General features: G+C 72.9%; 20 protein-coding genes. 6 read left to right on the plus strand and 14 right to left on the minus strand.

Features of this window, described 5'->3' with window-relative positions:
• Positions 1 to 97 precede the first annotated feature (97 nt).
• The 7 genes from ACWD4O_RS24995 to ACWD4O_RS25025 all read right to left on the minus strand — a co-directional run bounded on the left by ACWD4O_RS24995 (position 98) and on the right by ACWD4O_RS25025 (position 6,684).
• The gene (locus ACWD4O_RS24995; RefSeq protein WP_451283004.1) at positions 98 to 277 is read right to left on the minus strand and encodes a hypothetical protein; all 180 of its coding nucleotides are present in this window, start codon (positions 275 to 277) and stop codon (positions 98 to 100) included.
• A gap of 52 nt (positions 278 to 329) precedes the next feature.
• Positions 330 to 1,022 carry a hypothetical protein gene (locus ACWD4O_RS25000; RefSeq protein ID WP_451283271.1) on the minus strand — a complete coding sequence of 231 codons (693 nt, stop codon included), beginning with the start codon at positions 1,020 to 1,022 and terminating at the stop codon, positions 330 to 332.
• 177 nt (positions 1,023 to 1,199) lie between these two features.
• The gene (locus ACWD4O_RS25005) at positions 1,200 to 1,997 is read right to left on the minus strand and encodes a type III pantothenate kinase (RefSeq protein ID WP_450950906.1); all 798 of its coding nucleotides are present in this window, start codon (positions 1,995 to 1,997) and stop codon (positions 1,200 to 1,202) included.
• A 16-nt stretch (positions 1,998 to 2,013) separates the two neighbouring features.
• Positions 2,014 to 3,006, minus strand: a complete 993-nt coding sequence (nadC, locus tag ACWD4O_RS25010; protein ID WP_451283006.1) for a carboxylating nicotinate-nucleotide diphosphorylase — start codon at positions 3,004 to 3,006, stop codon at positions 2,014 to 2,016.
• 5 nt (positions 3,007 to 3,011) lie between these two features.
• Complete coding sequence (locus ACWD4O_RS25015; RefSeq protein WP_451283008.1) at positions 3,012 to 4,727, minus strand: L-aspartate oxidase; 1,716 nt, start codon at positions 4,725 to 4,727, stop codon at positions 3,012 to 3,014.
• Positions 4,724 to 5,716 (minus strand): pantoate--beta-alanine ligase, encoded by a 993-nt coding sequence (panC, locus tag ACWD4O_RS25020; protein ID WP_451283009.1) that lies wholly within the window; start codon positions 5,714 to 5,716, stop codon positions 4,724 to 4,726. The genes ACWD4O_RS25015 and panC overlap by 4 nt, the downstream gene beginning before the upstream one ends.
• The gene (locus ACWD4O_RS25025; protein ID WP_451283011.1) at positions 5,713 to 6,684 is read right to left on the minus strand and encodes a Rossmann-like and DUF2520 domain-containing protein; all 972 of its coding nucleotides are present in this window, start codon (positions 6,682 to 6,684) and stop codon (positions 5,713 to 5,715) included. Before ACWD4O_RS25025 ends, panC begins: the two co-directional genes overlap by 4 nt.
• Before the next feature lie 186 nt (positions 6,685 to 6,870).
• On the opposite strand from ACWD4O_RS25025, the gene ACWD4O_RS25030 reads away from it, so the two are divergent.
• Positions 6,871 to 8,148, plus strand: a complete 1,278-nt coding sequence (locus ACWD4O_RS25030; protein WP_451283013.1) for a beta-eliminating lyase-related protein — start codon at positions 6,871 to 6,873, stop codon at positions 8,146 to 8,148.
• Here ACWD4O_RS25030 and ACWD4O_RS25035 read toward each other — a convergent pair.
• A complete protein-coding gene (locus ACWD4O_RS25035; protein ID WP_450950900.1) occupies positions 8,138 to 8,353 on the minus strand; it encodes a hypothetical protein in 216 nt (71 codons plus the stop codon). The two genes, ACWD4O_RS25030 and ACWD4O_RS25035, sit on opposite strands and share 11 nt — an antisense overlap.
• A 170-nt stretch (positions 8,354 to 8,523) precedes the next feature.
• On the opposite strand from ACWD4O_RS25035, the gene ACWD4O_RS25040 reads away from it, so the two are divergent.
• Positions 8,524 to 9,630 carry a DUF5937 family protein gene (locus ACWD4O_RS25040; protein WP_451283015.1) on the plus strand — a complete coding sequence of 369 codons (1,107 nt, stop codon included), beginning with the start codon at positions 8,524 to 8,526 and terminating at the stop codon, positions 9,628 to 9,630.
• A 100-nt stretch (positions 9,631 to 9,730) separates the two neighbouring features.
• On the opposite strand, the gene ACWD4O_RS25045 is transcribed toward ACWD4O_RS25040, so the two are convergent.
• From ACWD4O_RS25045 to ACWD4O_RS25055, 3 genes are all read right to left on the minus strand, one after another.
• On the minus strand, positions 9,731 to 10,363 hold the full coding sequence (locus ACWD4O_RS25045) for an AAA family ATPase (RefSeq protein WP_451283017.1): 633 nt from the start codon (positions 10,361 to 10,363) through the stop codon (positions 9,731 to 9,733).
• A gap of 140 nt (positions 10,364 to 10,503) precedes the next feature.
• Positions 10,504 to 11,172 carry a response regulator gene (locus ACWD4O_RS25050; RefSeq protein WP_450950897.1) on the minus strand — a complete coding sequence of 223 codons (669 nt, stop codon included), beginning with the start codon at positions 11,170 to 11,172 and terminating at the stop codon, positions 10,504 to 10,506.
• A 151-nt stretch (positions 11,173 to 11,323) separates the two neighbouring features.
• Positions 11,324 to 12,526, minus strand: a complete 1,203-nt coding sequence (locus ACWD4O_RS25055) for a sensor histidine kinase (protein WP_450950896.1) — start codon at positions 12,524 to 12,526, stop codon at positions 11,324 to 11,326.
• A 130-nt stretch (positions 12,527 to 12,656) separates the two neighbouring features.
• Here ACWD4O_RS25055 and ACWD4O_RS25060 point away from each other — a divergent pair, with 130 nt between their 5' ends.
• On the plus strand, positions 12,657 to 13,874 hold the full coding sequence (locus ACWD4O_RS25060) for an SAM-dependent methyltransferase (RefSeq protein WP_451283273.1): 1,218 nt from the start codon (positions 12,657 to 12,659) through the stop codon (positions 13,872 to 13,874).
• A 3-nt stretch (positions 13,875 to 13,877) separates the two neighbouring features.
• Here the strand turns inward: ACWD4O_RS25060 and ACWD4O_RS25065 are convergent, their stop codons facing one another.
• A complete protein-coding gene (locus ACWD4O_RS25065; protein ID WP_351916061.1) occupies positions 13,878 to 15,029 on the minus strand; it encodes an NADH-quinone oxidoreductase subunit D in 1,152 nt (383 codons plus the stop codon).
• A gap of 32 nt (positions 15,030 to 15,061) precedes the next feature.
• On the opposite strand from ACWD4O_RS25065, the gene ACWD4O_RS25070 reads away from it, so the two are divergent.
• Both ACWD4O_RS25070 and ACWD4O_RS25075 read left to right on the plus strand, forming a co-directional pair.
• Complete coding sequence (locus tag ACWD4O_RS25070) at positions 15,062 to 15,565, plus strand: PH domain-containing protein (RefSeq protein ID WP_451283020.1); 504 nt, start codon at positions 15,062 to 15,064, stop codon at positions 15,563 to 15,565.
• Positions 15,562 to 16,944 carry a PH domain-containing protein gene (locus ACWD4O_RS25075; protein WP_451283022.1) on the plus strand — a complete coding sequence of 461 codons (1,383 nt, stop codon included), beginning with the start codon at positions 15,562 to 15,564 and terminating at the stop codon, positions 16,942 to 16,944. Before ACWD4O_RS25070 ends, ACWD4O_RS25075 begins: the two co-directional genes overlap by 4 nt.
• Positions 16,945 to 16,948: 4 nt before the next feature.
• Here ACWD4O_RS25075 and ACWD4O_RS25080 read toward each other — a convergent pair whose 3' ends face one another.
• Together ACWD4O_RS25080 and ACWD4O_RS25085 are read right to left on the minus strand one after the other, a co-directional pair.
• Positions 16,949 to 18,430 (minus strand): hypothetical protein, encoded by a 1,482-nt coding sequence (locus ACWD4O_RS25080; RefSeq protein WP_451283024.1) that lies wholly within the window; start codon positions 18,428 to 18,430, stop codon positions 16,949 to 16,951.
• A 174-nt stretch (positions 18,431 to 18,604) separates the two neighbouring features.
• Positions 18,605 to 19,732: an alpha/beta hydrolase gene (locus ACWD4O_RS25085; RefSeq protein ID WP_451283026.1), complete on the minus strand. Its 1,128-nt coding sequence runs from the start codon at positions 19,730 to 19,732 to the stop codon at positions 18,605 to 18,607.
• 235 nt (positions 19,733 to 19,967) lie between these two features.
• Between ACWD4O_RS25085 and ACWD4O_RS25090 the strand changes: the two genes are divergently transcribed.
• Complete coding sequence (locus ACWD4O_RS25090; protein WP_451283028.1) at positions 19,968 to 21,779, plus strand: phosphatidylglycerol lysyltransferase domain-containing protein; 1,812 nt, start codon at positions 19,968 to 19,970, stop codon at positions 21,777 to 21,779.
• Positions 21,780 to 21,880: the final 101 nt, after the last annotated feature.

Genomic DNA, 21,880 nt, shown 5'->3' on the forward strand with positions numbered 1-21,880 from the left:
CGGACGTGCACCTTCATTGGCAAACAGGAACAAAAAGGGCGTACGGCTTCGAAAGAAGCCGTACGCCCGGGCAGGCGGCGGAAGCGTCGCGGGTCGGTCAGGCGTCGGGGCCCGCGGAGGCCTGGCGGGCGCCGTCCACGCGCGCGAGTGCGGCGTCCACGGCCGCGTCCTCCTTGGCCTTGTTGGACCCGCCCTGGGTCTTCACGATCACCCTGATCACAGCGACGAAGAACACGGCCATGACGACGGGAGGCACGAGCGCGGAGACATAGTCCATGGATCCAGAGTAGCCAGGGAGGAACGGGACATCGGGGCGGGGTGCGCCCGGGTCAGCCGGCGGCGAGCCGCCGCTGCTCCGGGTCGGCGGGCGGCGGGGTCGGTTTGCGGCGCGGGAAGACCTCGCCCGGGGTGGGGACGGGCCGCCGGGCGGGTTCGGGTGCGGAGGGCTTGGTGGGGACGGGGCCGGGAGCGGGCGCGGCCGGCTTCTCGGCGGGCTTCTTCCGCGGCTGCTCGCCCGGCCGCTCGCCCGGATCCGCGGCGGCGACCGAGAGCCGGGCGCAGCTGTCGGCGGAGAGGCCCCCGGGAAGGGCCAGGAGCCGCGTACGGGACGCCGGGACCGTCGGGGTGACCGGAACGGCCCTACGGGCCGTACGACGGGCCAGACGGGCGCGTACGTCGTGTTCGGCGAGCACCTGGCAGCGGCTCAGCAGGGCGGCGGCCGTCGGGTTGCCGCGCAGGGCGCGCAGCGCGGCGAGGTCGTCGGGGTCGGGCCGGTAGCCGGTGGCCAGCACCTCCTCCAGGAGGGTGAGGTAGCCGGCGGCGGTGCCGGGGAGGGCTGCGCGGTACCGGGCGAGGTCGGCCACCAGGAAGGCCCGCAGCCGGGCGGCCTCACCCATCGCCTCGTCGAGGGACTCGGCGAGGCGATGGCAGTCCTGGACGTCCTCGGCGGAGACGGGGCCGGGGTGGAGGGCGAGGGCGAGGGCGCGGCGGAGCACACGCAGCTCCTCCGCACCGAACGCCATGCCGCCGCGGGATCCGTAGGGCGTGGGCATGCCGCGACGATACGCGCTAATCAGACAAATTCGACACAGAGTGTGGGTGTGGCGCGCCCGGATCCGCCCTGGTGGCCCCGTCGATGGTCTGCCCCCCGCCCGCTTCCGTCCGCCCCGTCCGCTCCCGTTCGCTTCAGGGTTTCCGCGTCACATGCGCGACACGTTCCGCTCGTACACCAGGCGCAGCCCGATCAGCGTCAGCCAGGGCTCGTGCTCGTCGATCACCGAGGACTCGCCGAGCACCGTCGGCGCCAGTCCGCCCGTGGCGATCACCGTCACGTCCTCCGGGTCGTCCGCGAGTTCGCGGGCCATCCGGGTGACCACGCCGTCGACCTGGCCTGCGAAGCCGTAGACGATCCCGGACTGCATCGCCTCGACGGTGTTCTTGCCGATCACGCTCCGCGGCCGGGCCAGTTCGATCTTGCGCAGCTGTGCGGCCTTGACGCCCAGGGCCTCGACCGAGATCTCGATGCCCGGGGCGATGACCCCGCCGACGTACTCCCCGCGCGCGCTGACCGCGTCGAACGTCGTCGCCGTGCCGAAGTCGACGACGATCGCCGGGCCGCCGTAGAGCTCGTTCGCCGCGACCGCGTTGATGATGCGGTCGGCGCCGACCTCCTTGGGGTTGTCGAACAGGATCGGCACGCCCGTCTTCACGCCGGGTTCGACGAGCACGGCGGGCACGTCGCCGTAGTAGCGCCGTGTCACCTCGCGCAGCTCGTGCAGTACGGAGGGCACGGTCGCGCAGATCGCGATCCCGTCGATGCCGTCGCCCAGTTCGTCCCCGAGCAGCGGGTGCATGCCCATGAGGCCCTGCAGCAGCACGGCCAGTTCGTCCGCGGTGCGGCGGGCGTCGGTGGAGATCCGCCAGTGCTCGACGATGTCCTCACCGTCGAACAGGCCGAGCACGGTGTGCGTGTTGCCCACGTCGATCGTCAGCAGCATGGCCGGTCCCCGTTCCCTACTCAGCCGCTCGCAGATCCAGACCGATGTCCAGGATCGGCGAGGAGTGGGTCAGGGCCCCCACGGCGAGGAAGTCGACGCCGGTGTCGGCGTACGCCTTGGCGTTCTCCAGCGTGAGCCGGCCCGACGCCTCCAGCAGGGCGCGTCCGCCGACGACGCCGACGGCCTCGGCGCACTCCCCGGGCGTGAAGTTGTCCAGCAGGATCAGGTCGGCGCCCGCGTCGACGACCTCGCGCAGCTGGTGCAGGGTGTCGACCTCGACCTCGATCGGCACTTCCGGGAAGGCCTCCCGGACGGCCTCGAAGGCGCGGGTGACGCCGCCTGCGGCGACCACGTGGTTGTCCTTGACGAGGGCCGCGTCGGACAGCGACATCCGGTGGTTGACGCCTCCGCCGCAGCGGACGGCGAACTTCTCCAGGGAGCGCAGTCCCGGCGTCGTCTTGCGTGTGTCACGCACGCGTGCGTTCGTGCCCTCCAGGACGTCCGCCCACGCGCGTGTGGCGGTGGCGATGCCGGACAGGCGGCACATCAGGTTGAGCGCACTGCGCTCGGCGGTGAGGAGGTCACGCGTGCGCGTGGTGACCGACAGCAGCTTCTGTCCGGCCTCCACGCGGTCGCCGTCCTCCACGTGCCGCTCGACCTCGAACTCGTCCGTGCAGACGACCGAGACGACCGCCTCGGCGATCCTGAGGCCCGCGACCACGCCCGCCTCGCGCGCGGTGAAGTCGGCGGTGGCGACCGCTTCCTCGGGGATGGTCGCGACCGTCGTCACGTCGACACCGTGGTCCAGGTCCTCCTGGATGGCGACGTTGGCGATGTCCTCGACCTCGACGGGGTCGAGGCCGGCGTCGGTCAGGAGCTGGGCGAGCGCGGGGTCGAGCCCGCACTCCAGGTACTCCGCGTCGGTGAAGTCCGCGTCTGCGTCGGCGCCACAGGCACAGCCGTCGCCGCAGCCGCCGCTCTGGGCGAGGGGAAGGTCGGGGGTGCTCACGTCTGTCACTGCTCCTGGTGGTGCTGCCGGGTAGGGGGGAAGTCTGCGGTATCGGTGGTGTGTACGGCGAGCGTGCGGTCCGGATTCAGCCTGACGACGATGTGGCGGCGCCAGTTCGCGTCGTCGCGGTCGCCGTGGTCCTCGCGCCAGTGGCAGCCGCGGGTCTCCTCGCGCTGCCGGGCGGCGGCGACCAGGACGCGCGCGACGCACAGGAGGTTGGTGGTCTCCCAGGTGTCGACGCCGGGCTCGGCCGTCTTGCCGTTCTCGTCGAGGGCGCCGCGGGCCTCGGTGTGCAGTCGTTGCAGCTGGTCGGCGGCCTTCTCCAGGGACTCGGCGGAGCGCAGGACGCCCGCGCCCTCCGTCATCACCCGCTGGATGGCGAAGCGGGCCTCGGGGGCGAGGAGCGGGTGCGCGGGGCGCTCGGGGTGCTCGACGGGCGCGGGCACACGCGCGTGGAGCCGGTCGTCCGCCCGGCTCGCGGCGATGTCGGCGACGATGCGCTCGGCGTAGACGAGGCCTTCCAGGAGCGAGTTCGACGCGAGCCGGTTCGCGCCGTGCACGCCGGTGCAGGCGACCTCCCCGCACGCGTACAGCCCTGGCACGGTCGTACGGCCGCGGGAGTCGGTGCGCACGCCTCCGGAGGCGTAGTGGGCGGCCGGGGCGACCGGGACGGGCTCGGTGACCGGGTCGATGCCGTGGACGCGGCAGGCGGCGAGGATCGTCGGGAAGCGGTGCTCCCACATGTGGGCGCCGAAGTGCCGGGCGTCGAGGAACATGTGCTCGGCGTCCTGCTCCTGCATGCGGCGCATGATGCCCTTGGCGACGATGTCCCGGGGCGCGAGCTCGGCCAGCTCGTGCTGCCCCACCATGAAGCGCACGCCGTCCGCGTCGACCAGGTGGGCGCCCTCGCCGCGCACGGCCTCGGAGACGAGGGGCTGCTGGCCCTCGGCGTCCGCGCCGAGGAACAGCACGGTCGGGTGGAACTGGACGAACTCCAGGTCGGAGACCTCCGCGCCGGCGCGCAGGGCGAGCGCCACGCCGTCGCCGGTGGACACGGACGGGTTGGTGGTGGCGGAGAACACCTGGCCCATGCCGCCGGTCGCAAGGACGACCGCGGGGGCGTGCACGGCGCCGACGCCGTCGTGCTGGCCCTCGCCCATGACGTGCAGGGTGACGCCGGCGGTGCGGCCGTCGGCGTCCGTGAGGAGGTCCAGGACGAGCGCGTTCTCGATCGTGCGCAGTCCACGCGCGCGTACCGCCTCGACGAGCGCCCGGGAGATCTCCGCGCCGGTCGCGTCGCCGCCCGCGTGCGCGATCCGGCGGCGGTGGTGGCCGCCCTCGCGGGTGAGCTCCAGGCCGCCTTCCTCGGACTCGTCGAAGTGCGCGCCGGTCGCGATCAGCCGGCGCACGGCGTCGGGTCCCTCGGTGACGAGGATCCGTACCGCGTCCTCGTCGCACAGGCCCGCGCCCGCCACCAGCGTGTCGTCCAGGTGCTGTTCGGGTGTGTCGCCCTCGCCCAGGGCCGCGGCTATGCCGCCCTGCGCCCAGCGGGTGGAGCCGTCGTCGAGGCGGGCCTTGGTGACGACGACGGTCTTCAGGCCGGCGGCCTCGCAGCGCAGGGCCGCGGTCAGGCCGGCGACGCCGGAGCCGACGACCACCACGTCCGCGGCGATGCTCCACCCGGGCGCGGGCGCGTGCAGTCGTATGCCTGTGCTGGTCACGAGGCGGCTCCGAAGGTGAGGGGGAGGTTGTCGATCAGCCGGGTCGTCCCGACCCGGGCGGCGACGGCGAGGACGGCCTCGCCGGTGAAGTCGTCGTCGATCTCGGTGAAGTCGGAGGGGTCGACGAGGGCGAGGTAGTCCAGCTCCAGCGGCGGGTCGTGGCGGACGGCCTCGTCGAGGACCAGGCGGGCGGCCGCGCGGACGGCGGCGGGGTTGCCGGGGGCGGCCTTGGCGACGGCGTGCGCGTCGGCGGCGGCGCGGGACTCTCCTATGGCGCTGAGCGCCTCGGCACGCGCGTGCGTCGCGGGCACCTCACGCGCGCGTGCCCGCAGCGCCTCCTGCGCGGCGTGCCGGTCGCGGCCCGCGAACAGCGCCTGGGAGAGCGCCAGCGCGGTGTGCCGCTCCCGGGCGGACAGAAAGCGGTTGCGGCTGGACAGGGCCAGGCCGTCCTCCTCGCGCACCGTCGGGACGGCGACGATCTCCACGCCGAAGTTCAGGTCGCGGGTCATACGGCGGATCAGGGCGAGCTGCTGGGCATCCTTCTGCCCGAACAGGGCCGTGTCGGGCCGGGTGAGGTGCAGCAGCTTGGCGACGACGGTGAGCATGCCGTCGAAGTGCCCCGGACGGGAGCTGCCCTCCAGACGGCCTCCCATGGGGCCCGCGGTGATGCGGACCTGGGGCTCGCCGCCCGGGTAGACCTCGTCCACGGACGGGGCGAACACGACGTCCGCGCCGGCCTGCTCGGCGATCTTGAGGTCCGCGTCCAGGGTGCGCGGGTAGCGGTCGAGGTCCTCGCCCTGGCCGAACTGCAGCGGGTTGACGAAGACCGTGACGACGACCTCGCCGTCCGGCCCGGCGAGCTCGCGGGCGGTGCGGACGAGCGTGGCGTGCCCCTCGTGGAGGGCGCCCATCGTCATCACGACAGTCCGGCGGCCGCCACGCGTGCGTGCGTGGAGTTCGTCGGCGGTGCGCAGCAGAGCAGTGGTCATCCGGCATCTCCTTCGGTGCCGTGGGTGCCGGGGCCGGGCGTACCGGGGGCGCCAGGGGTGCCGTGGGCCTCCTCGGCGAGTACCCCGAGGAGGTCCTCGGCGAGTTCGGGCTTCAGGAGTCCGTGGGCGAGCGCTCGGTCGGCGGTCGCGCGGGCCATCGCCAGGTAGCCGGCGACGGCCTGTGGGGCGTGCTCGCGCAGCTGTGCGACGTGCGCGGCGACCGTGCCCGCGTCCCCGCGCGCGACGGGGCCGGTGAGCGCGCCGTCCCCGGAGCGCAGCGCGTTGTCGAGGGCGGCGCCGAGCAGCGGGCCGAGCATCCGGTCGGGGGCCTCGACGCCGGCCGCGCGGAGCAGCTCCATGGACTGGGCGACCAGCGTGACCAGGTGGTTGGCGCCCAGGGCGAGGGCCGCGTGGTAGAGCGGGCGGCTCTCCTCGGCGATCCACTCCGGCTCGCCGCCCATCTCGATCACGAGGGCCTCCGCGGCCAGCCGCAGCTCGTCGGGCGCGGTGACGCCGAAGGCGCAGCCCGCCAGCCGCTGGACGTCCACGGGCGTGCCCGTGAAGGTCATCGCCGGGTGCAGGGCCAGCGGCAGCGCGCCCGCGCGCAGGGCGGGGTCCAGGACCTTCGCGCCGTACCGCCCGGAGGTGTGCACGAGCAGCTGCCCCGGTCGTACCGCGCCGGTCTCGGCGAGGCCCTCGACGAGTCCGGGCAGGCTGTCGTCGGGGACGGTCAACAGCACCAGGTCGGCGCGCCGGAGGACCTCGGCGGGCGGGAGGAGGGGCACGTCGGGCAGCAGCAGCGCGGCGCGTCGCCTGGAGGCGTCGGAGACGCCGGAGACGGCGACCGGGCGGTGCCCGGCGAGTTGGAGGGACGCGGCCAGGGCCGGCCCGACCCGGCCGGCGCCGACGACGCCGACGGCGAGCCGCGCGGGGCGGTCCCTGGGGTCTGGCTGTTGGGCTGTACTCACGCGACGACGGCCTTCCGTTCCAGTCCGCTCCGGGTACCGGACGATTTCTCGTCATGTTAACGCGATTGGTTCGAGGGGAGTCCGGTCGTCCACAGGCTGTGGGCTTTCCCACCCGCTCCTCGGAGGCCGCCCGGATGCCAGAAATACGCATGCCTGTGCGAACCGCCGCACGGCATCATCCGGAGCATGACGAACACGGCGGAGCAGGGCGAGGAGAAGTCGGCGCAGCAGCGCCTGCGGGAGCGGCGGGCGGTCGCCTTCCGGAAGGCGGAACGCGTGCTCGCGCGCGGGGGGTTCCGGGGCACGCTGCGTGACAGGCTCACGCTGCTGCAGGAGGCTGCGCCTCAGGTCTACGACCTGGACGAACCCACCGACATCTACGGCGACGGGGTCGTGGAGGCCCTGGAGAAGCGGGTCGCCGAGCTGCTGGGAACGGAGGCCTGCGCGTTCTTCCCCACCGGCACGATGGCCCAACAGGTCGCCCTGCGCTGCTGGGCGGGCCGCACCGGGAACCCCACGGTCGCGCTGCACGCGCTGAGCCACCCCGAGGTGTGGGAGCGGGGCGCGTTCACCACCGTCAGCGAGCTGCGCACGGTCCAGGTGACGCGCGAGCCCCGGCTGCCCACGGCGGAGGAGGTGCGCGCCTTGGAGGAGCCCTTCGGGGCACTGATGCTGGAGCTGCCCCTGAGGGACGCCGGTTTCGTGCTCCCCTCCTGGGAGGAGCTGACCGAGGTCGTGGAGGCGGCACGCGAGCGCGATGCGGTCGTGCACTTCGACGGCGCGCGCCTGTGGGAGACGACCCACCACTTCGGCCGCCCCCTACGGGACATAGCGGGTCTGGCGGACAGCGTCTACGTCTCGTTCTACAAGTCCCTCGACGGCTTCGGCGGCGCGGCGCTGGCCGGTCCGAGGACGCTGGTGGAGGAGGCGAAGACCTGGCGGCACCGCTACGGCGGCATGATCTTCCAGCAGTTCCCCACCGCGCTGTCGGCACTCGTCGGGCTGGAGCGGGAACTGCCCCGGCTGCCGGAGTACGTGGCCCACGCGCGCGTGGTGGCAGCCGCGTTGCGCGAGGGGTTCGCCGAGGCGGACGTCCCGTGGGCGCGCGTGCACCCTGAAGTGCCGCACACGCACGAGTTCCAGGTCTGGCTGCCGTACAAGGCGGACGTGCTCGCCGAGGCGGCGGCGCTCCAGGCCGAGGAGACGGGCACGATGCTGTTCGCCGCCGCCTGGGCCCGCGGCGGGCCCGGACTGTCCCTCACCGAGGTCACCGTCCGTGCCGCCGGCCTGACGTGGACGGCGGACGACGTGAAGGCGGCGGTCGCAGACTTCGCGACCCGGCTGGCCCGGGTGACCGAGGCGACCGCGGCTGCCGAGGCTTCCGAAGCCGCAGAGGGGCCCGCAGGGGCGGAAGGTACGGAAGAGGTGGAAGGTGCGGAAGAGGCAGAGGGGGTCAGCAGGTAGGGCGTGGGCGCAGGTGCAGCCGACGGGCCAGGGCCCGCCGCAGCCGACCGTGGGCGGGGCGGCCCGCGACGACCGCGCGGAACTGCTGGTAGTCGCGCAGTTCACGCATCACCTGCCAATCGTGGGCGCCCGGCGCGGGAACGACGGGCTCGCCGTGCTGCCGGGCGCGGTAGGCGTCGAGGGCGTACTGCTGGGTGATGCTCATGGCCGATCCCTCTCGGAACGAACGTGATCAGGGCGTAGCAGGAGGTGAAGGGGCTCCGCGGCTGCCCCGGCCTCTCCAGGCTGCGCCCGACGGCCGCCCCGCGTCGCGTCGATTGACGGCGACCGTCAATCGGGAATCGCGTTGTCAGTGGCGGGGTGCACCATGAGGACATGAGCCTGAGCATCGACATCGCGGGGCTGCGGCCGGAGCGGGTCGCCGTCGTGCCCTCGCCCCTGGCCGAGCTCGGCACGGCGTTGCACGCGCTGGCCGAGCCGGGGCACCATCCCGGCCTCCAGGGCTGGGTCACCGGCGTCACCGCTCGGCTCGACCCCCATCTGGCCGACCGGATGTGCGAGGCCGACTTCCTGTGGCGGACGACGTTCTCGGACGTCTTCCTGCCCTACGCGGGCATCCCGGGCCGAGACACGCTCCCCGGGGCCACGCTCGCCGAGGATCTCGACCTCATCGACAAGCTGACGGACGAGCAGTTCGTCGACCTGTCCCTGGAGTTCACCTGCTCCTCCGGGTACGAACTGCCGAGCAATCACGTCCTCGCCGACCCGGAACTGCGCCGCCGCGCCTTCGAACTGGCCGCCGCGCGCGGGCCGCGCCAGGTGCGGTTCACCCAACGGCTGCTCGACGACCCGCCACGCGTGCGTGCCTGGCTCAGGCAGTTCCTGGAGGACTGCGACGAGGCGTTCTTCGCCGATGTCTGGGCCCGGGTCCGCATCCCGCTCGCCGCCGACGCCCGTCACAAGACGGACCTGCTGCGCCACAAAGGGCTGGCGGAGACGCTCGCCGCGGTGTCCCCGGCCGTCACGCTCGACGAGGCCGGGGCTCGCATCACCGTCGACAAGCTGGTCCAGGCCCGCACCACCACCGGGGACGGCGGCCTGCTGCTCGTGCCGACGAGCCTCGGCTGGCCGCACCTGATGGTGCTGTACCGGTACGGCTGGCAGCCCGTGCTGCACTACCCGGTCGCCTCACCGGAGCTGGCCTCGCCGCCCTCGGTGGAGCAGTTGACGCTACGGATGACCGCGCTGTCCCATCCCGTCCGGATGCGGATCTGCCGCCTGCTGGCCCGCAGCGCGTACACGACGACCGAACTGGCCCAGGCCCAGGGCGTGACGGCCCCCGAGATATCCCGGCACCTCGCCGTCCTGAAGAAAGCGGGCCTGCTCACCACCCGCCGGCGCGGCCGGTACGTGCTGCACCAGCTCGACGTGACGGTGGTGGCCCGGCTGGGCAGCGACTTCCTGGAAGGGATACTCCGCTAGGCGCTGTGGGGCCTGTGGGGCCTGTAGCCCGTAGTGCCTGTGGGGCCTGTAGTGCCTGTAGTCGCTGTAGGCCCGGTGAGCCGGCAGGAGCTCCACGGGGTCAGTCGAAGCGGATGTGCTTCAGGCCGACCCCGGCCTGCCGCAGCCTCGTCCGCAGCGCGCCCTCGGTGTTGGGCCTGAGGGTCAGCCCGGCGAGGACGGCGATGCGGTCGGCCGTCTTCGGCACGGTCGAGTGGTCCGTCCACAGGTGCTCGGCGAACTCCGGCTCGCTCAACCGTTCGAGGCAGTGGTCGAGCTTCTGGACGGCCCAGCTCTCCCGGCGCAGCCCCGCGCTCTTTCCGGCCATGAACCCCAGGAGGTGCCCCAGGCCCCGCTCACGCAGCCGCCTCAGAACCGTCTCGCGTTCGGCGAGGAGCGTGAAGTGGTGTACGTCGTGGCCGAGTTCGCGCAGCCGGCCGACGGTCTCCCCGAAGTACCCGGGATCGGTCACGGTCATGGGCACGATGACCACGCCGTCGCGTCGGTCGAGCGCCAGGTCGAGGACCTCGACGACACCCTGTCGCCAGGAGGTCAGGTCCTGGAAGTCCCCCCGAAGGTCGGGCGGCAGCATGCGGCGCAGGCCGAAGCCGGCGTGCTCGGGGTCGCAGACGACACTGCCGGGCAGACGGCGCTGTATCTCGTGTGCGGTCTGTGTCTTGCCGCCCCCGAAAGGGCCGTTGATCCACAGGAGCATGCGCAGACCCTAGTGGAGCGGCCGCCGTCCAGCAGCCGCCGGTCGGTGGCCGCCGGTCGGTGTGCGGCGGTCGGTGTGCGGCAGTCGGTGTGCGGCAGTCGGTGTGCGGCGGTCGGTGTGCGGCGGTCGGTGTGCGCCGATCAGTGGCCGCCTGCCCGCACGAGCCCCGTCTCGTACGCCAGGACCACCACCTGGACGCGGTCGCGCAGCCCCAGCTTGGTCAGGATGCGGCCCACGTGGGTCTTGACGGTCGCCTCGGACAGCACCAGCCGGGCCGCGATCTCCCCGTTGGACAGCCCCTGGGCGACCAGCACCATGACCTCGCGTTCCCGCTCCGTGAGCCGCTCCAGCTCCTTGTGCTGGGCCTCCTTGCCGGTGGCGGGCAGCATCGGCGCGAACCGGTCGAGGAGCCGACGGGTGGTGGACGGGGCGACCACCGCGTCACCGCTGTGCACGGAGCGGATGGCGGCGAGGAGCTCGCCCGGCGGGACGTCCTTCAGCATGAAGCCGGAGGCTCCCGCCTTCAGCCCGGAGAACGCGTATTCGTCCAGGTCGAAGGTGGTCAGGATCAGCACCTTCGGCGCGTCGGGCTCCGCGCAGATGCGCCGGGTGGCCTCCACACCGTCCAGCTTCGGCATACGGACGTCCATCAGCACGACGTCGACCTCCGTGGAACGCACCACCTGAAGGGCCTCGACACCGTCGCCCGCCTCTGCCACGACCTCCATGTCCGGCTGGGCGGCGAGCACCATCCGGAACCCGGTGCGCAGCAGCACCTGGTCGTCGACGAGCATCACGCGGATCGCCATCGAGTCCTCTTCCGTTTCTTCTGTTTCCGTCAGGTGGTTCAGGAGATTCAGGTGGTTCAAGTCGTTCAAGTCGTTCAAGTGGTTGTTTCGAGTGGTTGTTCGGGTGGTTCTTGGGGGCGTGACAGGTGTCAACAGGGGGCGTGCATCGGTGTCAGTGCGCGGGTTTGAGCGGGAGCAGGGCGCTGATGCGGAATCCTCCGCCGGGTCGCGGGCCCGCGTCCAGGGTTCCGCCCACCATGCCGACCCGCTCGCGCATGCCGATCAGCCCGTGGCCCGCGCCGTCGGCGCCGCCCTCCTCGTACAGCTCGTGCGGGGCGCCCTTGCCGTCGTCCTCGACGAGCAGGCCGAGACCGTCGTCGAAGTAGACCAGGCGCACGCTCGCGCCCGCGTTCGGTCCGCCGTGCTTGCGCGTGTTCGTCAGCGCCTCCTGCACGATGCGGTACGCCGTCAGCTCGACACCGCTGGGCAGCGGCCGCGCAGTGCCCTCGACCTTGAAGTCCACCGGCAGGCCCGAGCCGCGGCACTGCTCGACGAGGTCCTCGATCTGCTCGACATCCGGCTGCGGCACGTACTCGCCGCCCTCCTGATGCTCACCGGTGCGCAGCACGCCCAGCAGCCGGCGCATCTCGGCGAGCGCCTGGCGCCCGGTGGAGGAGATCGTCTCCAGGGCCTTCTTCGCCTGGTCGGGCGCGGCATCGAGGACATAGGCGGCGCCGTCGGCCTGCACCACCATCACCGACACGTTGTGCGCGACGACGTCGTGCAGCTCGCGCGCGATGCGGGCCCGCTCGGCGGCCACCGCGACCTTCGCCTGCGCCTCGCGCTCCTTCTCCAGGCGGGCCGCCCGCTCCTCCAGCTGCGCGAAGTACGCGCGGCGGGTGCGAATGGAGTCACCCAGCACCCAGGCGAGGGCGAACGGCACCGTCTGGAAGACGATGACCGCGACCTGGCCCGGCACGCTGGCGTTCTCGTGCGGCCAGCGCAGCTGCGCCAGGGTGGCCGCGCCCAGGGCCATGACCAGTGCGAGCCGGGAGGCCCAGCGGGCACCGGTCGCGGCGACGGTGTAGACGATCACCAGCAGGGCGAAGTCGGCCGCCGTGACGCCGACGTTCAGCACCAGCTGAGCCAGTCCGAGCGCGGCGGCGAGCACGAGCATCTGCTCGGGCATACGTCGACGCAATGCGATGACCAGGCACAACAGGAACACCACCGGCACCAGCAGCGCCATGGAGTCGGTGCCGCCGCGGTCCTGACCGGCGGTTCCGGCAGCCGCGGAGATCCCGAACAGGACGAGGGCCCAGAAGCCGTCCACCCCTGTCGGGTGTCTGCGGAGGAAGTCATAGAGGCGCTGCACGTAACCCAGCGTAGGGAAGCCGGATGCGTGCACGGGTCAACCGGAGGACCGATCCGGTTCGGGCGCGTGTACTCCGCAAGGTGGATGCCGTGATCACCTGTACGCCTAGTCTGGCCGGGTGGTGGACGAGATGACCGGCTCGGGCGAATGGCGCGGTTGGCGAGCGGCGACGCAGTCCGCGCTGTACGGGACGGGCGGCACGGCAGGCGCAGTCGGCACGGCCGGCACAGGGGCCACGGCTGGCACAGGGGCCACGGCTGGCACAGGGGGCACGGCTGGCACAGGAGCCACGGCTGGCACAGGAGCCACGGCTGGCACAGGGGGCGCAGGCGACACGGCCGGCACAGGCGGCACAGGCGGCTTCTACCGGCAGGCCGAGGGCCCGGCCGGCCACTTCCGTACGTCCGTGCACGCCTCGCCGCTGTTCGCCGCGGCCGTGGCCCGGCTGCTGTGCCGGGTCGACGAGGCTCTGGGCCGGCCCGCGTCGCTCGACTTCGTCGACATGGCCGCCGGCCGGGGCGAACTGGTCACCGCGGTCCTGGCCGCGCTCCCCGCCGACGTGGCCGCACGCACACGCGCGTGCGCCGTCGAGATCGCCGACCGCCCCGAGGGACTCGCTCACCGGATCGAGTGGCTGCCCGAGCCTCCCCGAGAGATCACCGGGCTGCTGTTCGCCAACGAGTGGCTCGACAACGTCCCCGTCGAGGTCGCGGAGGTCGACTCCACGGGAGTGGCTCGGCTGCTGCTCGTCCGCGACGACGGGGCCGAGCGGCCCGGGGAGCCGGTGTCGGGCGCAGAGGCACAGTGGCTCGCGCGGTGGTGGCCGCTGGCGGACGAGGAGGGGCTGCGGGCGGAGATCGGACTCCCCCGGGACACCGCGTGGGCGTCCGCCGTGGCGTGCGTCGTACGGGGGCTCGCGGTCGCGGTGGACTACGCGCACTCGGCGGACGCGCGCCCCCCGTTCGGAACGCTCACCGGCTTCCGGGAGGGGCGCGAGACGGCGCCCGTGCCGGACGGGACCTGCGACATCACGGCCCACGTCGCGCTGGACGCGTGCGCGGAGGCGGGCGAGACGGCGGCGGGCCAGACGGCGGCAGGCGAGACGGCGGCGGGCGAGCCGGGCCTGCCCGCGCGCCTGCTCACCCAGCGCGCCGCCCTGCGCGCCCTGGGCATCGCGGGCGCACGCCCCCCGCTCGCGCTCGCCTCCACGGACCCCGCCGGTTATGTACGCGCCCTCGCGAGCGCCGGGGAGGCCGCCGAGCTCACCGCGGCGGGCGGACTGGGCGACTTCGGCTGGCTGCTCCAGCCGGTGGGAATCGCGGACCCGCTCGCCGACGCCGACCCGTGACGCCTACTTGTCGATGTCCCCCACCACGAAGAACATCGAGCCCAGGATCGCCACCATGTCCGCGACGAGCGTGCCCGGCAGCAGTTCGGTGAGCGCCTGGATGTTGTTGTACGACGCCGAGCGCAGCTTGAGCCGGTACGGCGTCTTCTCGCCCTTGCTGACGAGGTAGTAGCCGTTGATGCCGAGCGGGTTCTCGGTCCACGCGTACGTGTGCCCCTCGGGCGCCTTGAGGACCTTCGGGAGCCGCTGGTTGATCGGGCCGGGCGGCAGGTCCACGAGGCGGTCCAGGCAGGCGTCCGCGAGGTCGAGCGCGTTGTGCGTCTGCTCCAGGAGGCACTCGAAGCGGGCGAGGCAGTCGCCCTCGGTCCGGGTCACCACCTTCAGGGTGTCCTGCAGCTCCCCGTACGCCAGATAGGGCTCGTCCCGGCGCAGGTCGAAGTCGACGCCCGAGCCGCGCGCGATCGGCCCGCTCACGCCGTACGCGTGGACGTGCTCCGGCGCGAGGGTGCCCACGTCCCGCGTGCGGCCCCGGAAGATCTCGTTGCCGAGCACGAGGTCGTCGAAGACGTCCATGCGGGAGCGCACGGCGGCGACGGCTGCACGCGCACGCGTGGACCAACCGGCCGGCAGGTCCTCCTTGAGGCCGCCGACGCGGTTGAACATGTAGTGCATGCGCCCGCCGGAGACCTCCTCCATGACGTTCTGGAGCACCTCGCGCTCACGGAAGGCGTAGAAGACCGGCGTGATGCCGCCCAGCTCCAGGGGGTAGGACCCCAGGAACATCAGGTGGTTGAGCACCCGGTTCAGCTCGGCCAGCAGCGTGCGGGTCCACACCGCGCGCGGGGGGACCTCCATGCCGAGCATCCGCTCCACCGCGAGGACCACGCCCAGCTCGTTGGAGAACGCCGACAGCCAGTCGTGACGGTTGGCCAGCATGACGATCTGGCGGTAGTCGCGCGCCTCGAACAACTTCTCCGCGCCGCGGTGCATATAGCCGATCACCGGCTCCGCGTGCCGGATGCGCTCGCCGTCCAGGACGAGCCGCAGCCGCAGCACACCGTGCGTGGAGGGATGCTGGGGGCCGATGTTGAGCACCATGTCGGTGCTCTCCGCGGCACCGCCGATCCCGACCGTGGTCTCCGTCATAGGAGTCATGGGCAACAGTCTCTCCTACGTACGCTGGCCGTATGGAAACGGGGAGCCCGGCGGGCGCGGAGACGGCAGGGGCCGAACCGGTGTGGACGGGGCTGCCGGCAGGACTGCTGCGGATGCGGCGACTGTTGCTGGTGGTGTGGCTGGGGCTGGCGGCCGTCGGCACCGGGCTGCTGCTCGGCCTGCTGGTCGGCCCCGCGTGGGCCGCGTTCGCGGTGCTGCCGCTGGCCGGCGTCGGCTGGGGCTGGGTGCTGCTCGGCCGCAACTGGCACTCCTGGCGGTACGCCGAGCGCGCCGACGACCTGCTGATCAGCCGGGGCGTGCTGTGGCGCCAGGAGACCGTCGTGCCGTACGGGCGCATGCAGCTCGTCGAGGTCGCCTCCGGTCCCGTGGAGCGCCACTTCGGGCTGGCGAGCGTCCAGCTGCACACCGCGGCCGCCGCGACCGACGCGACCATCCCGGGCCTCGACCCGGCCGAGGCGGAACGGCTGCGCGACCGGCTCACCGAACTCGGCGAGGCCCGATCGGCGGGGCTGTGACCACGCCGGGCGTCGAGGACGGCGTACCGGACGTGCCGGAGGCACCTGAGGTCGGGCCCGAGACGCCCGCCGTCCGTCCGCAGCGGCTGGTCGCCGAGCGTCGGCTGCACCCCGTGACGCCGTTCCGGCGGGCGTGGGCGCCCATCGCGGTCCTCGTCGGGTGGGCCGTCCACGACCCGAACCAGGCGCAGGAACAGCTGACCCGGCTGACCACGACCACCCTGCTGATCGCGCTCGCCGTCGTCGTCCCCGCGGCCTCCCTCTACGGCTTCCTGACCTGGTGGTTCACCCACTTCGCGGTGACGGACAGCGAGCTGCGCATCCGGACCGGCCTGCTGTTCCGGCGCACCGCTCACATCCGGCTCGAACGCATCCAGGCGATCGACGTCAGTCAGCCGCTGCTGGCCCGGATCGCGGGCGTCGCCAAACTCCGGCTCGACGTGGTCGGCGCCGAGAAGAAGGACGAACTCGCCTTCCTGGGCGAGGAAGAGGCCCGCTCCCTGCGGGCGGAGCTGCTCGCGCGGGCGGCCGGTTTCGCTCCGGAGACGGCGCACGAAGTCGGCGAAGCACCCGCGCGCGAGCTGCTGCGCGTGCCGGCGCGCAAGCTCGCGCTCGCGTTGGTGCTGACCGGCGCGACCTGGGGCGCGCTCGCCGCCGCGCTCGTCGTGCCGCCCGTGCTGTGGCTGGCCACCCACAGCGTGTGGACGGTCCTCGCGACCGGCGTGCCGCTGCTCGGCGCGGCGGGCGCGAGCAGCGTGGGACGGTTCGTCGGCGAGTACGACTGGACGGTGGGCGAGTCGCCGGACGGGCTGCGGATCGACCACGGGCTGCTGGACCGTACGCACGAGACGGTGCCGCCCGGCCGGGTGCAGACCGTGCGGATCGTCCAGCCGCTGCTGTGGCGCCGGCTCGGCTGGGTGCGTGTCGAGCTGGACGTCGCCGGCTCCGCGAACTCGGTTCTCGTGCCGGTCGCCCCGCGCGAGGCCGCGGAGCGCGTCGTCGCGCGCGTGCTGCCGGGGGTGACCGTCCCGGCCGAGGTTTCGCTGTCGCGTCCGCCGCGCCGGGCCGGGCGGTGTGTGCCGGTGTGGTGGCGGGGCTACGGAATCGCCGTCACGGACGCCGTGTTCGCCTCCCGGCACGGAATGCTGCGGCGGAGGCTGTCGCTCGTGCCGCACGCGAAGGTGCAGAGCGTACGGCTGACGCAGGGGCCCTGGCAGCGCCTCTGGCGCCTCGCGGACGTCCATGTGGACACGGGGGCCGGAAAGACCGTCACAGCCCGGCTGCGGGACGCACAGGAGGCCGCGGAGCTGCTTCGAGGGCAGGCGGAGCGGTCGCGGACCGGGCGCCTGGACGCCCGGCCCGACCGGTGGATGGCGTAGCGCGTCAGGAGACGGCGCTGCGCAGCCCCTGGAGGTCGATGTGCTCGGTCTCGTCGTGGGCGGTCAGGTCGATGACCTGGCCCACTCCGCGCGGCGCCTCGTCCAGCGGCTTGAACTCCGCCTCGGACTCGGCCTTGTGCAGCGCGAGGGCCTCCTGGCCGACGACGTCGGCGAGGTCCTCGTTCTGCACCGCCTCCATGGCCTCGGACGTCGACTCGCTCTTCGTGCCGAAGAAGTCGAACCCGCCCTCGGCCGTCGGCCGCCGCAGGGGCTGCGCGGCCGGTACGTAGGCGACGGCCGTCGGCACGGCGAAGTGACCGGAGGGGCGCTGCACGGGAGCGGCGGGACGGCGGACGAGCGCCGCGGCCTGGGCGGCGGCGGGGGCGGGGACGGTGACCCGGGCGCCGCCACCGGGGCCGCGGTCCAGGGGCGGCTCGGGCCGCACGGTCTCGGCGTCGTCCGCCTTCGCGGTGGCGTCGTCCGCCTTCATGGTGGCGGGGACCGCCTCCGGAACGTCCGCTTCCAGGTCGTCGGTCTCCGAGGCGGGGGCCTCGTTCGCCGGGCTCGTGTCCTGCGGGGTCTCGTCGTCGTCCTCGACGGCCTGGTGGGGGGCGGCCGCGCGCGCGTGCTCGTCGACCGCCTCGGGCTTCCCCCGTACTTCGTCCTCCTGTGCGGCCTCCGCCTCGGCGTCGGCAGGGCCGTCGCTCTTCGCCGCCTTGACGCCGTCGACGTCGAACCGCGCGAGGGCCGCCTGCGCCCGCAGGAACAGCTTGGACCCCTCGGGGGAGAAGGCCGCCGGGGCCTTCGGCTCCTCGTCGGCAGACTCGACGGACTCGCTGGCCTCGGCGGACTCGCTGGCCTCGGCGGACTCGCTGGCCTCGGCGGACTCGTCGGCCTCGACGACGGAGTCGGTCGACTCGGCCGCCTCCTGAGCCTCGGCCGCCTCCTGGGCCTCGTCCAGCGCCTGGGCTTCATCCAGCGCCTCAGCTTCGTCCTGCGCCGCGCGGGCGGCCGGCAGCGCCGGTGTGGGCGCCGCCTCTATCTCGAGGAGACGGCGGCCCTCCAGGGCGGTGGCGCGCTCGGTCTCCGCGGTGGCGTAGCGGCGCAGCAGCGCGGCGTGCTCGTTGCGCAGGCCCGCCAGCTCGGCGCGCTTGGCCCTCAGCCGCTGCTCCAGCTTGACCCGCAGCTCACGCGATTCGTCGAGGTCGCTCTCCAGCTCGGCGACGCGTTCCTCGAAACGCCACTCGTCACCGGCACGCGCGCGTGTGAGGTCGGCGACCTGTTTGCCTGCCTGAATGTCCCAGTGGCGCATCACGACCGCGCCGACGACAGCCGTCGCCGCGGCGGCCGCGGCCAGAACTCGGAGCGGCGTCTGCTCCGTGAACACCCAGGGGCCGAGGGCGCAGACAAGGGAAACGCCTGCGATCGCCGTGGGAGGCAGCAGCCTGTGCAAAGGCGGGGAATGGCGGTGACGTCCACGTGGCATGGCCAGAAACTTACCGCGCGTAGGCGATTGTTGGCGCCCCGCCCCGCAAAAACACAGTCATACCGAAGCCTTCACATGGCATCAGGAAACCGAGCGGTCGCCGAATTCGACAAGAGGCAAGATCATTTCTGGGCGGGGCGCCGGGCCGGGGGGACCGCGGTGCTCACCGGTCGCTCAGCCGCCCGCTAGCCGCCCGCTGATCCACTCCAGCGTCGGCGGGATCTCCCGCCGCCAGGTGTTGAAGTTGTGCCCGCCGCTTTCCAGGATGATCGACGAGATCCTCGTCCGGCCGGTCGCCTTCGCCAGCCCTATGAACTTCAGCGTGGCCTTGTAGTTGGATTCGCCCTCCTTGCTGCTGGTGACGAGCAGCGAGGTCTTGGGAGCTGAACGGTTCTTCAGATACCAGAGCAGATCCGCCTCATTGCGCAGCTCCTTGTTCCCGTGGAAGAGGTCTCCCGTGGTCGGGTCGATCGGCGCCTTGTAGTAGGCCGACAGACCCGCGCCCGCCGCATAGACCTCCGGGTGGTGCATCGCCAGCTTCAGCGCGCAGTAGCCGCCCGTGGAGTCCCCGATGATGCCCCAGCTGCCGGGCTTCTTGCCGACCCGGTAGTGGGCCGTCACGGCGTCCGGCAGGTCCTTGGCGAAGAACGACTCGGTCTGCGGGCCGCCCGGGATGTCCACGCACTCCGTGTCCCGCGGCGGCGCCACGGTCGGCCGCATCATCACCAGGATCATCGGCTGCATGCGGCCGTCCTCGGCGAGCTGCCGCGCGGTGCGCGGGTAGTGCAGCTTGTCCACCAACGCTTCTGCCGTACCGGGGTAGCCCGTGAGGACCACGGCCGCCGGGAACGTGCGCGTGCGGTACTCCGGGGCGAAGTACTCCGGCGGCAGGTACACGTACGCGGGCGTGGCGATGTGCGTCGTACGCCCCTGGACGGCGATCTTCTGGATCTGGCCGCCGATCTGCGGCCGCCCGCCGGCGCCGCCGTCCACGCGCCGCGTGTCGACCACCTGGAGCGGCCCCGCCGGGGCGCCGCCCGCCGCGTGGTCCACGACCACGCCCTGGTCCGTCTCCTGACCGAACAGGTCCGCCCAGCTGGCGTAGAAGCCGAACGCCTGATTGGCGGAGAGGCCTATGGACACGAAGAGCGCCAACTGGGTGGCGAGCAGCAGCCCGATCCGCCCGCTGACGGCCCGCCAGCCGCGCTTGGCCAGCCGCGGCCACAGCCACACCGTGCCGACGAACAGCAGTAAGGCGAACAGCACTGACAGCAGCAGCACTTTGTTGCTCGTGAGACCCATGCGTTGGTTTCCTGCCTGCTCTCTGTCCGGGATCACGCCCGCTCCCCCGACTCCTTCGCGAGGGCTTGTCCCGGACTTTCCTTCGCCTTTTCAGTGGCTTTGAGGAGCTGAGTGAACCTCAGTCCCCAAGACACCGTCCTAGAGGGCGCAATGTCGCCGGATGCCCGAATCGGCACCGGATCCAAGGTCTCTCGCGGAACTACGGGATGCGATGTCTGTCACGGAAGATGCGGAAATGTCGGGCGGGGTTCCGCGCGGATCAAGCCGGGTGCGGCGGATAGTGCGAGGTCCGCGCCCTGAGTCCGTTCCCGCCCTGGTCGCCAGGGCCTGTGCCCTCGTGGGCCTGCTCGATGTCGCCGCGGGCGTCTTCCCGCGGTTCCGGCACAGCCGTATGCACACCGTCGCCGAGGTGCTGCCCGGTGCGTTCGGGCCGTTCGCGGCCGCACTGTCGCTCAGTGCCGGCGTCCTGTTGCTGCTGCTCGCGCACGGCCTCAGGCGGAGCAAGCGGCGCGCGTGGCGGGCCGCGGTGGTGCTGCTCCCGGCGGGCGCGCTGGCGCAGTTCGTGTACCGGCACTCGATCGTGGGCGCGCTCATCTCGGTCGCGATCCTGGTGCCGCTGCTGGTGCACCGCGACCAGTTCGCCGCGCTGCCCGACCCGCGCAGCCGCTGGCGCGCGCTCGCCAACTTCGTCCTCATGGGCGCCGGTTCCCTCGGTCTCGGACTGGTCATCGTCAGCGTCCACCCGAAGCGCCTGATCGGCGACCCCAGCCTGGCCGATCGCATTACGCACGTCCTGTACGGCCTCTTCGGCTTCGAGGGCCCGGTCGACTACGCGGGCAACACGTCCTGGACCGTCGCCTTCTCCCTGGGCGCACTCGGCTGGATCACCGCGGTCACCACGATCTACCTCGCCTTCCGCCCCGAGCACCCGGCCGCCCGCCTCACCGAGGAGGACGAGACCCGGCTGCGCGCCCTGCTGGACAAGCACGGCCGCCGCGACTCCCTCGGCCACTTCGCGCTGCGCCGCGACAAGGCCGTCGTCTTCTCCCCCAGTGGCAAGGCGGCGGTGACCTACCGCGTCGTCTCCGGCGTGATGCTCGCCAGCGGCGACCCCATCGGCGACGTCGAGGCCTGGCCGGGCGCCATCGAACGCTTCATGGACGAGGCCAAGGCCCACTCCTGGACACCCGCCGTCATGGGCTGCTCGGAGACGGGCGGCGAGGTCTGGACCCGGGAGACCGGCCTGGACGCCCTCGAACTGGGCGACGAGGCGGTGGTGGACGTAGCGGATTTCTCCCTCGCCGGCCGCGCGATGCGCAACGTGCGCCAGATGGTCAAGCGCATCGAACGCGCCGGTTACGAGACCCGGGTACGGCGCGTCCGTGACCTCGGCGACGCCGAGCTGGAGCGCATCCGGCGGGCCGCGGAGGACTGGCGCGGCACCGACACCGAACGCGGCTTCTCGATGGCCCTGGGCCGCGTCGGCGACGCCGCCGACGGGGACTGCCTCATCGCCACCGCCCACAAGGCCGACCCCGAGCCCGGCGAATACGGCGATCTGAAGGCGATCCTGCACTTCGTGCCCTGGGGCCCGGACGGCGCCTCCCTGGACCTGATGCGCCGGGACCGGTCGGCCGACCCGGGCATGAACGAACTGCTGATCGTCGCCGCCCTCCAGGCCGCCCCGAAGTTCGGCATCGCGCGCGTGTCGCTGAACTTCGCCATGTTCCGCTCGGCGCTGGCCCGCGGCGAGAAGATCGGCGCCGGCCCGGTGCTGCGCGCCTGGCGCGGACTGCTCGTGTTCCTCTCGCGCTGGTTCCAGATCGAATCGCTGTACAAGTTCAACGCCAAGTTCCAGCCCCGCTGGGAGCCCCGCTTCGTGGTCTACCGGGCCTCCGGCGACCTCCCCCGCATCGGCTTCGCCGCCATGCAGGCCGAGGGCTTCGTCAACCTCGCTCTGCCGCTGCCCCGCTTCCTGCGCCGCCGCTCCAAGCCGGCACGCGCGTGTGCGCACGCCGTGGCGGAGCGCGACGTACGGGCGGCATAGCCGCGGCCGGGCCGGCCTGGGCCACCGACCGCACCGACCGCGCCGACCGCGCCGTCCGGACGAGGCCGCGGCGGCCGACTGCGGAGTCCGGCCCGGCCCGG

The organism is Streptomyces sp. NPDC002623, from assembly GCF_053592635.1.

What these genes read in the sequence shown, in the direction of transcription:
- ACWD4O_RS24995 (WP_451283004.1), bottom strand. Translation starts at nt 277, where the DNA reads ATGGACTATGTCTCCGCGCTCGTGCCTCCCGTCGTCATGGCCGTGTTC.
- ACWD4O_RS25000 (WP_451283271.1), bottom strand. Translation starts at nt 1,022, where the DNA reads ATGGCGTTCGGTGCGGAGGAGCTGCGTGTGCTCCGCCGCGCCCTCGCC.
- ACWD4O_RS25005 (WP_450950906.1), bottom strand. Translation starts at nt 1,997, where the DNA reads ATGCTGCTGACGATCGACGTGGGCAACACGCACACCGTGCTCGGCCTG.
- panC (WP_451283009.1), bottom strand. Translation starts at nt 5,716, where the DNA reads ATGACCACTGCTCTGCTGCGCACCGCCGACGAACTCCACGCACGCACG.
- ACWD4O_RS25030 (WP_451283013.1), top strand. Translation starts at nt 6,871, where the DNA reads ATGACGAACACGGCGGAGCAGGGCGAGGAGAAGTCGGCGCAGCAGCGC.
- ACWD4O_RS25035 (WP_450950900.1), bottom strand. Translation starts at nt 8,353, where the DNA reads ATGAGCATCACCCAGCAGTACGCCCTCGACGCCTACCGCGCCCGGCAG.
- ACWD4O_RS25040 (WP_451283015.1), top strand. Translation starts at nt 8,524, where the DNA reads ATGAGCCTGAGCATCGACATCGCGGGGCTGCGGCCGGAGCGGGTCGCC.
- ACWD4O_RS25045 (WP_451283017.1), bottom strand. Translation starts at nt 10,363, where the DNA reads ATGCTCCTGTGGATCAACGGCCCTTTCGGGGGCGGCAAGACACAGACC.
- ACWD4O_RS25050 (WP_450950897.1), bottom strand. Translation starts at nt 11,172, where the DNA reads ATGGCGATCCGCGTGATGCTCGTCGACGACCAGGTGCTGCTGCGCACC.
- ACWD4O_RS25060 (WP_451283273.1), top strand. Translation starts at nt 12,657, where the DNA reads ATGACCGGCTCGGGCGAATGGCGCGGTTGGCGAGCGGCGACGCAGTCC.
- ACWD4O_RS25065 (WP_351916061.1), bottom strand. Translation starts at nt 15,029, where the DNA reads ATGACTCCTATGACGGAGACCACGGTCGGGATCGGCGGTGCCGCGGAG.
- ACWD4O_RS25070 (WP_451283020.1), top strand. Translation starts at nt 15,062, where the DNA reads ATGGAAACGGGGAGCCCGGCGGGCGCGGAGACGGCAGGGGCCGAACCG.
- ACWD4O_RS25080 (WP_451283024.1), bottom strand. Translation starts at nt 18,430, where the DNA reads ATGCCACGTGGACGTCACCGCCATTCCCCGCCTTTGCACAGGCTGCTG.
- ACWD4O_RS25085 (WP_451283026.1), bottom strand. Translation starts at nt 19,732, where the DNA reads ATGGGTCTCACGAGCAACAAAGTGCTGCTGCTGTCAGTGCTGTTCGCC.
- ACWD4O_RS25090 (WP_451283028.1), top strand. Translation starts at nt 19,968, where the DNA reads ATGTCGGGCGGGGTTCCGCGCGGATCAAGCCGGGTGCGGCGGATAGTG.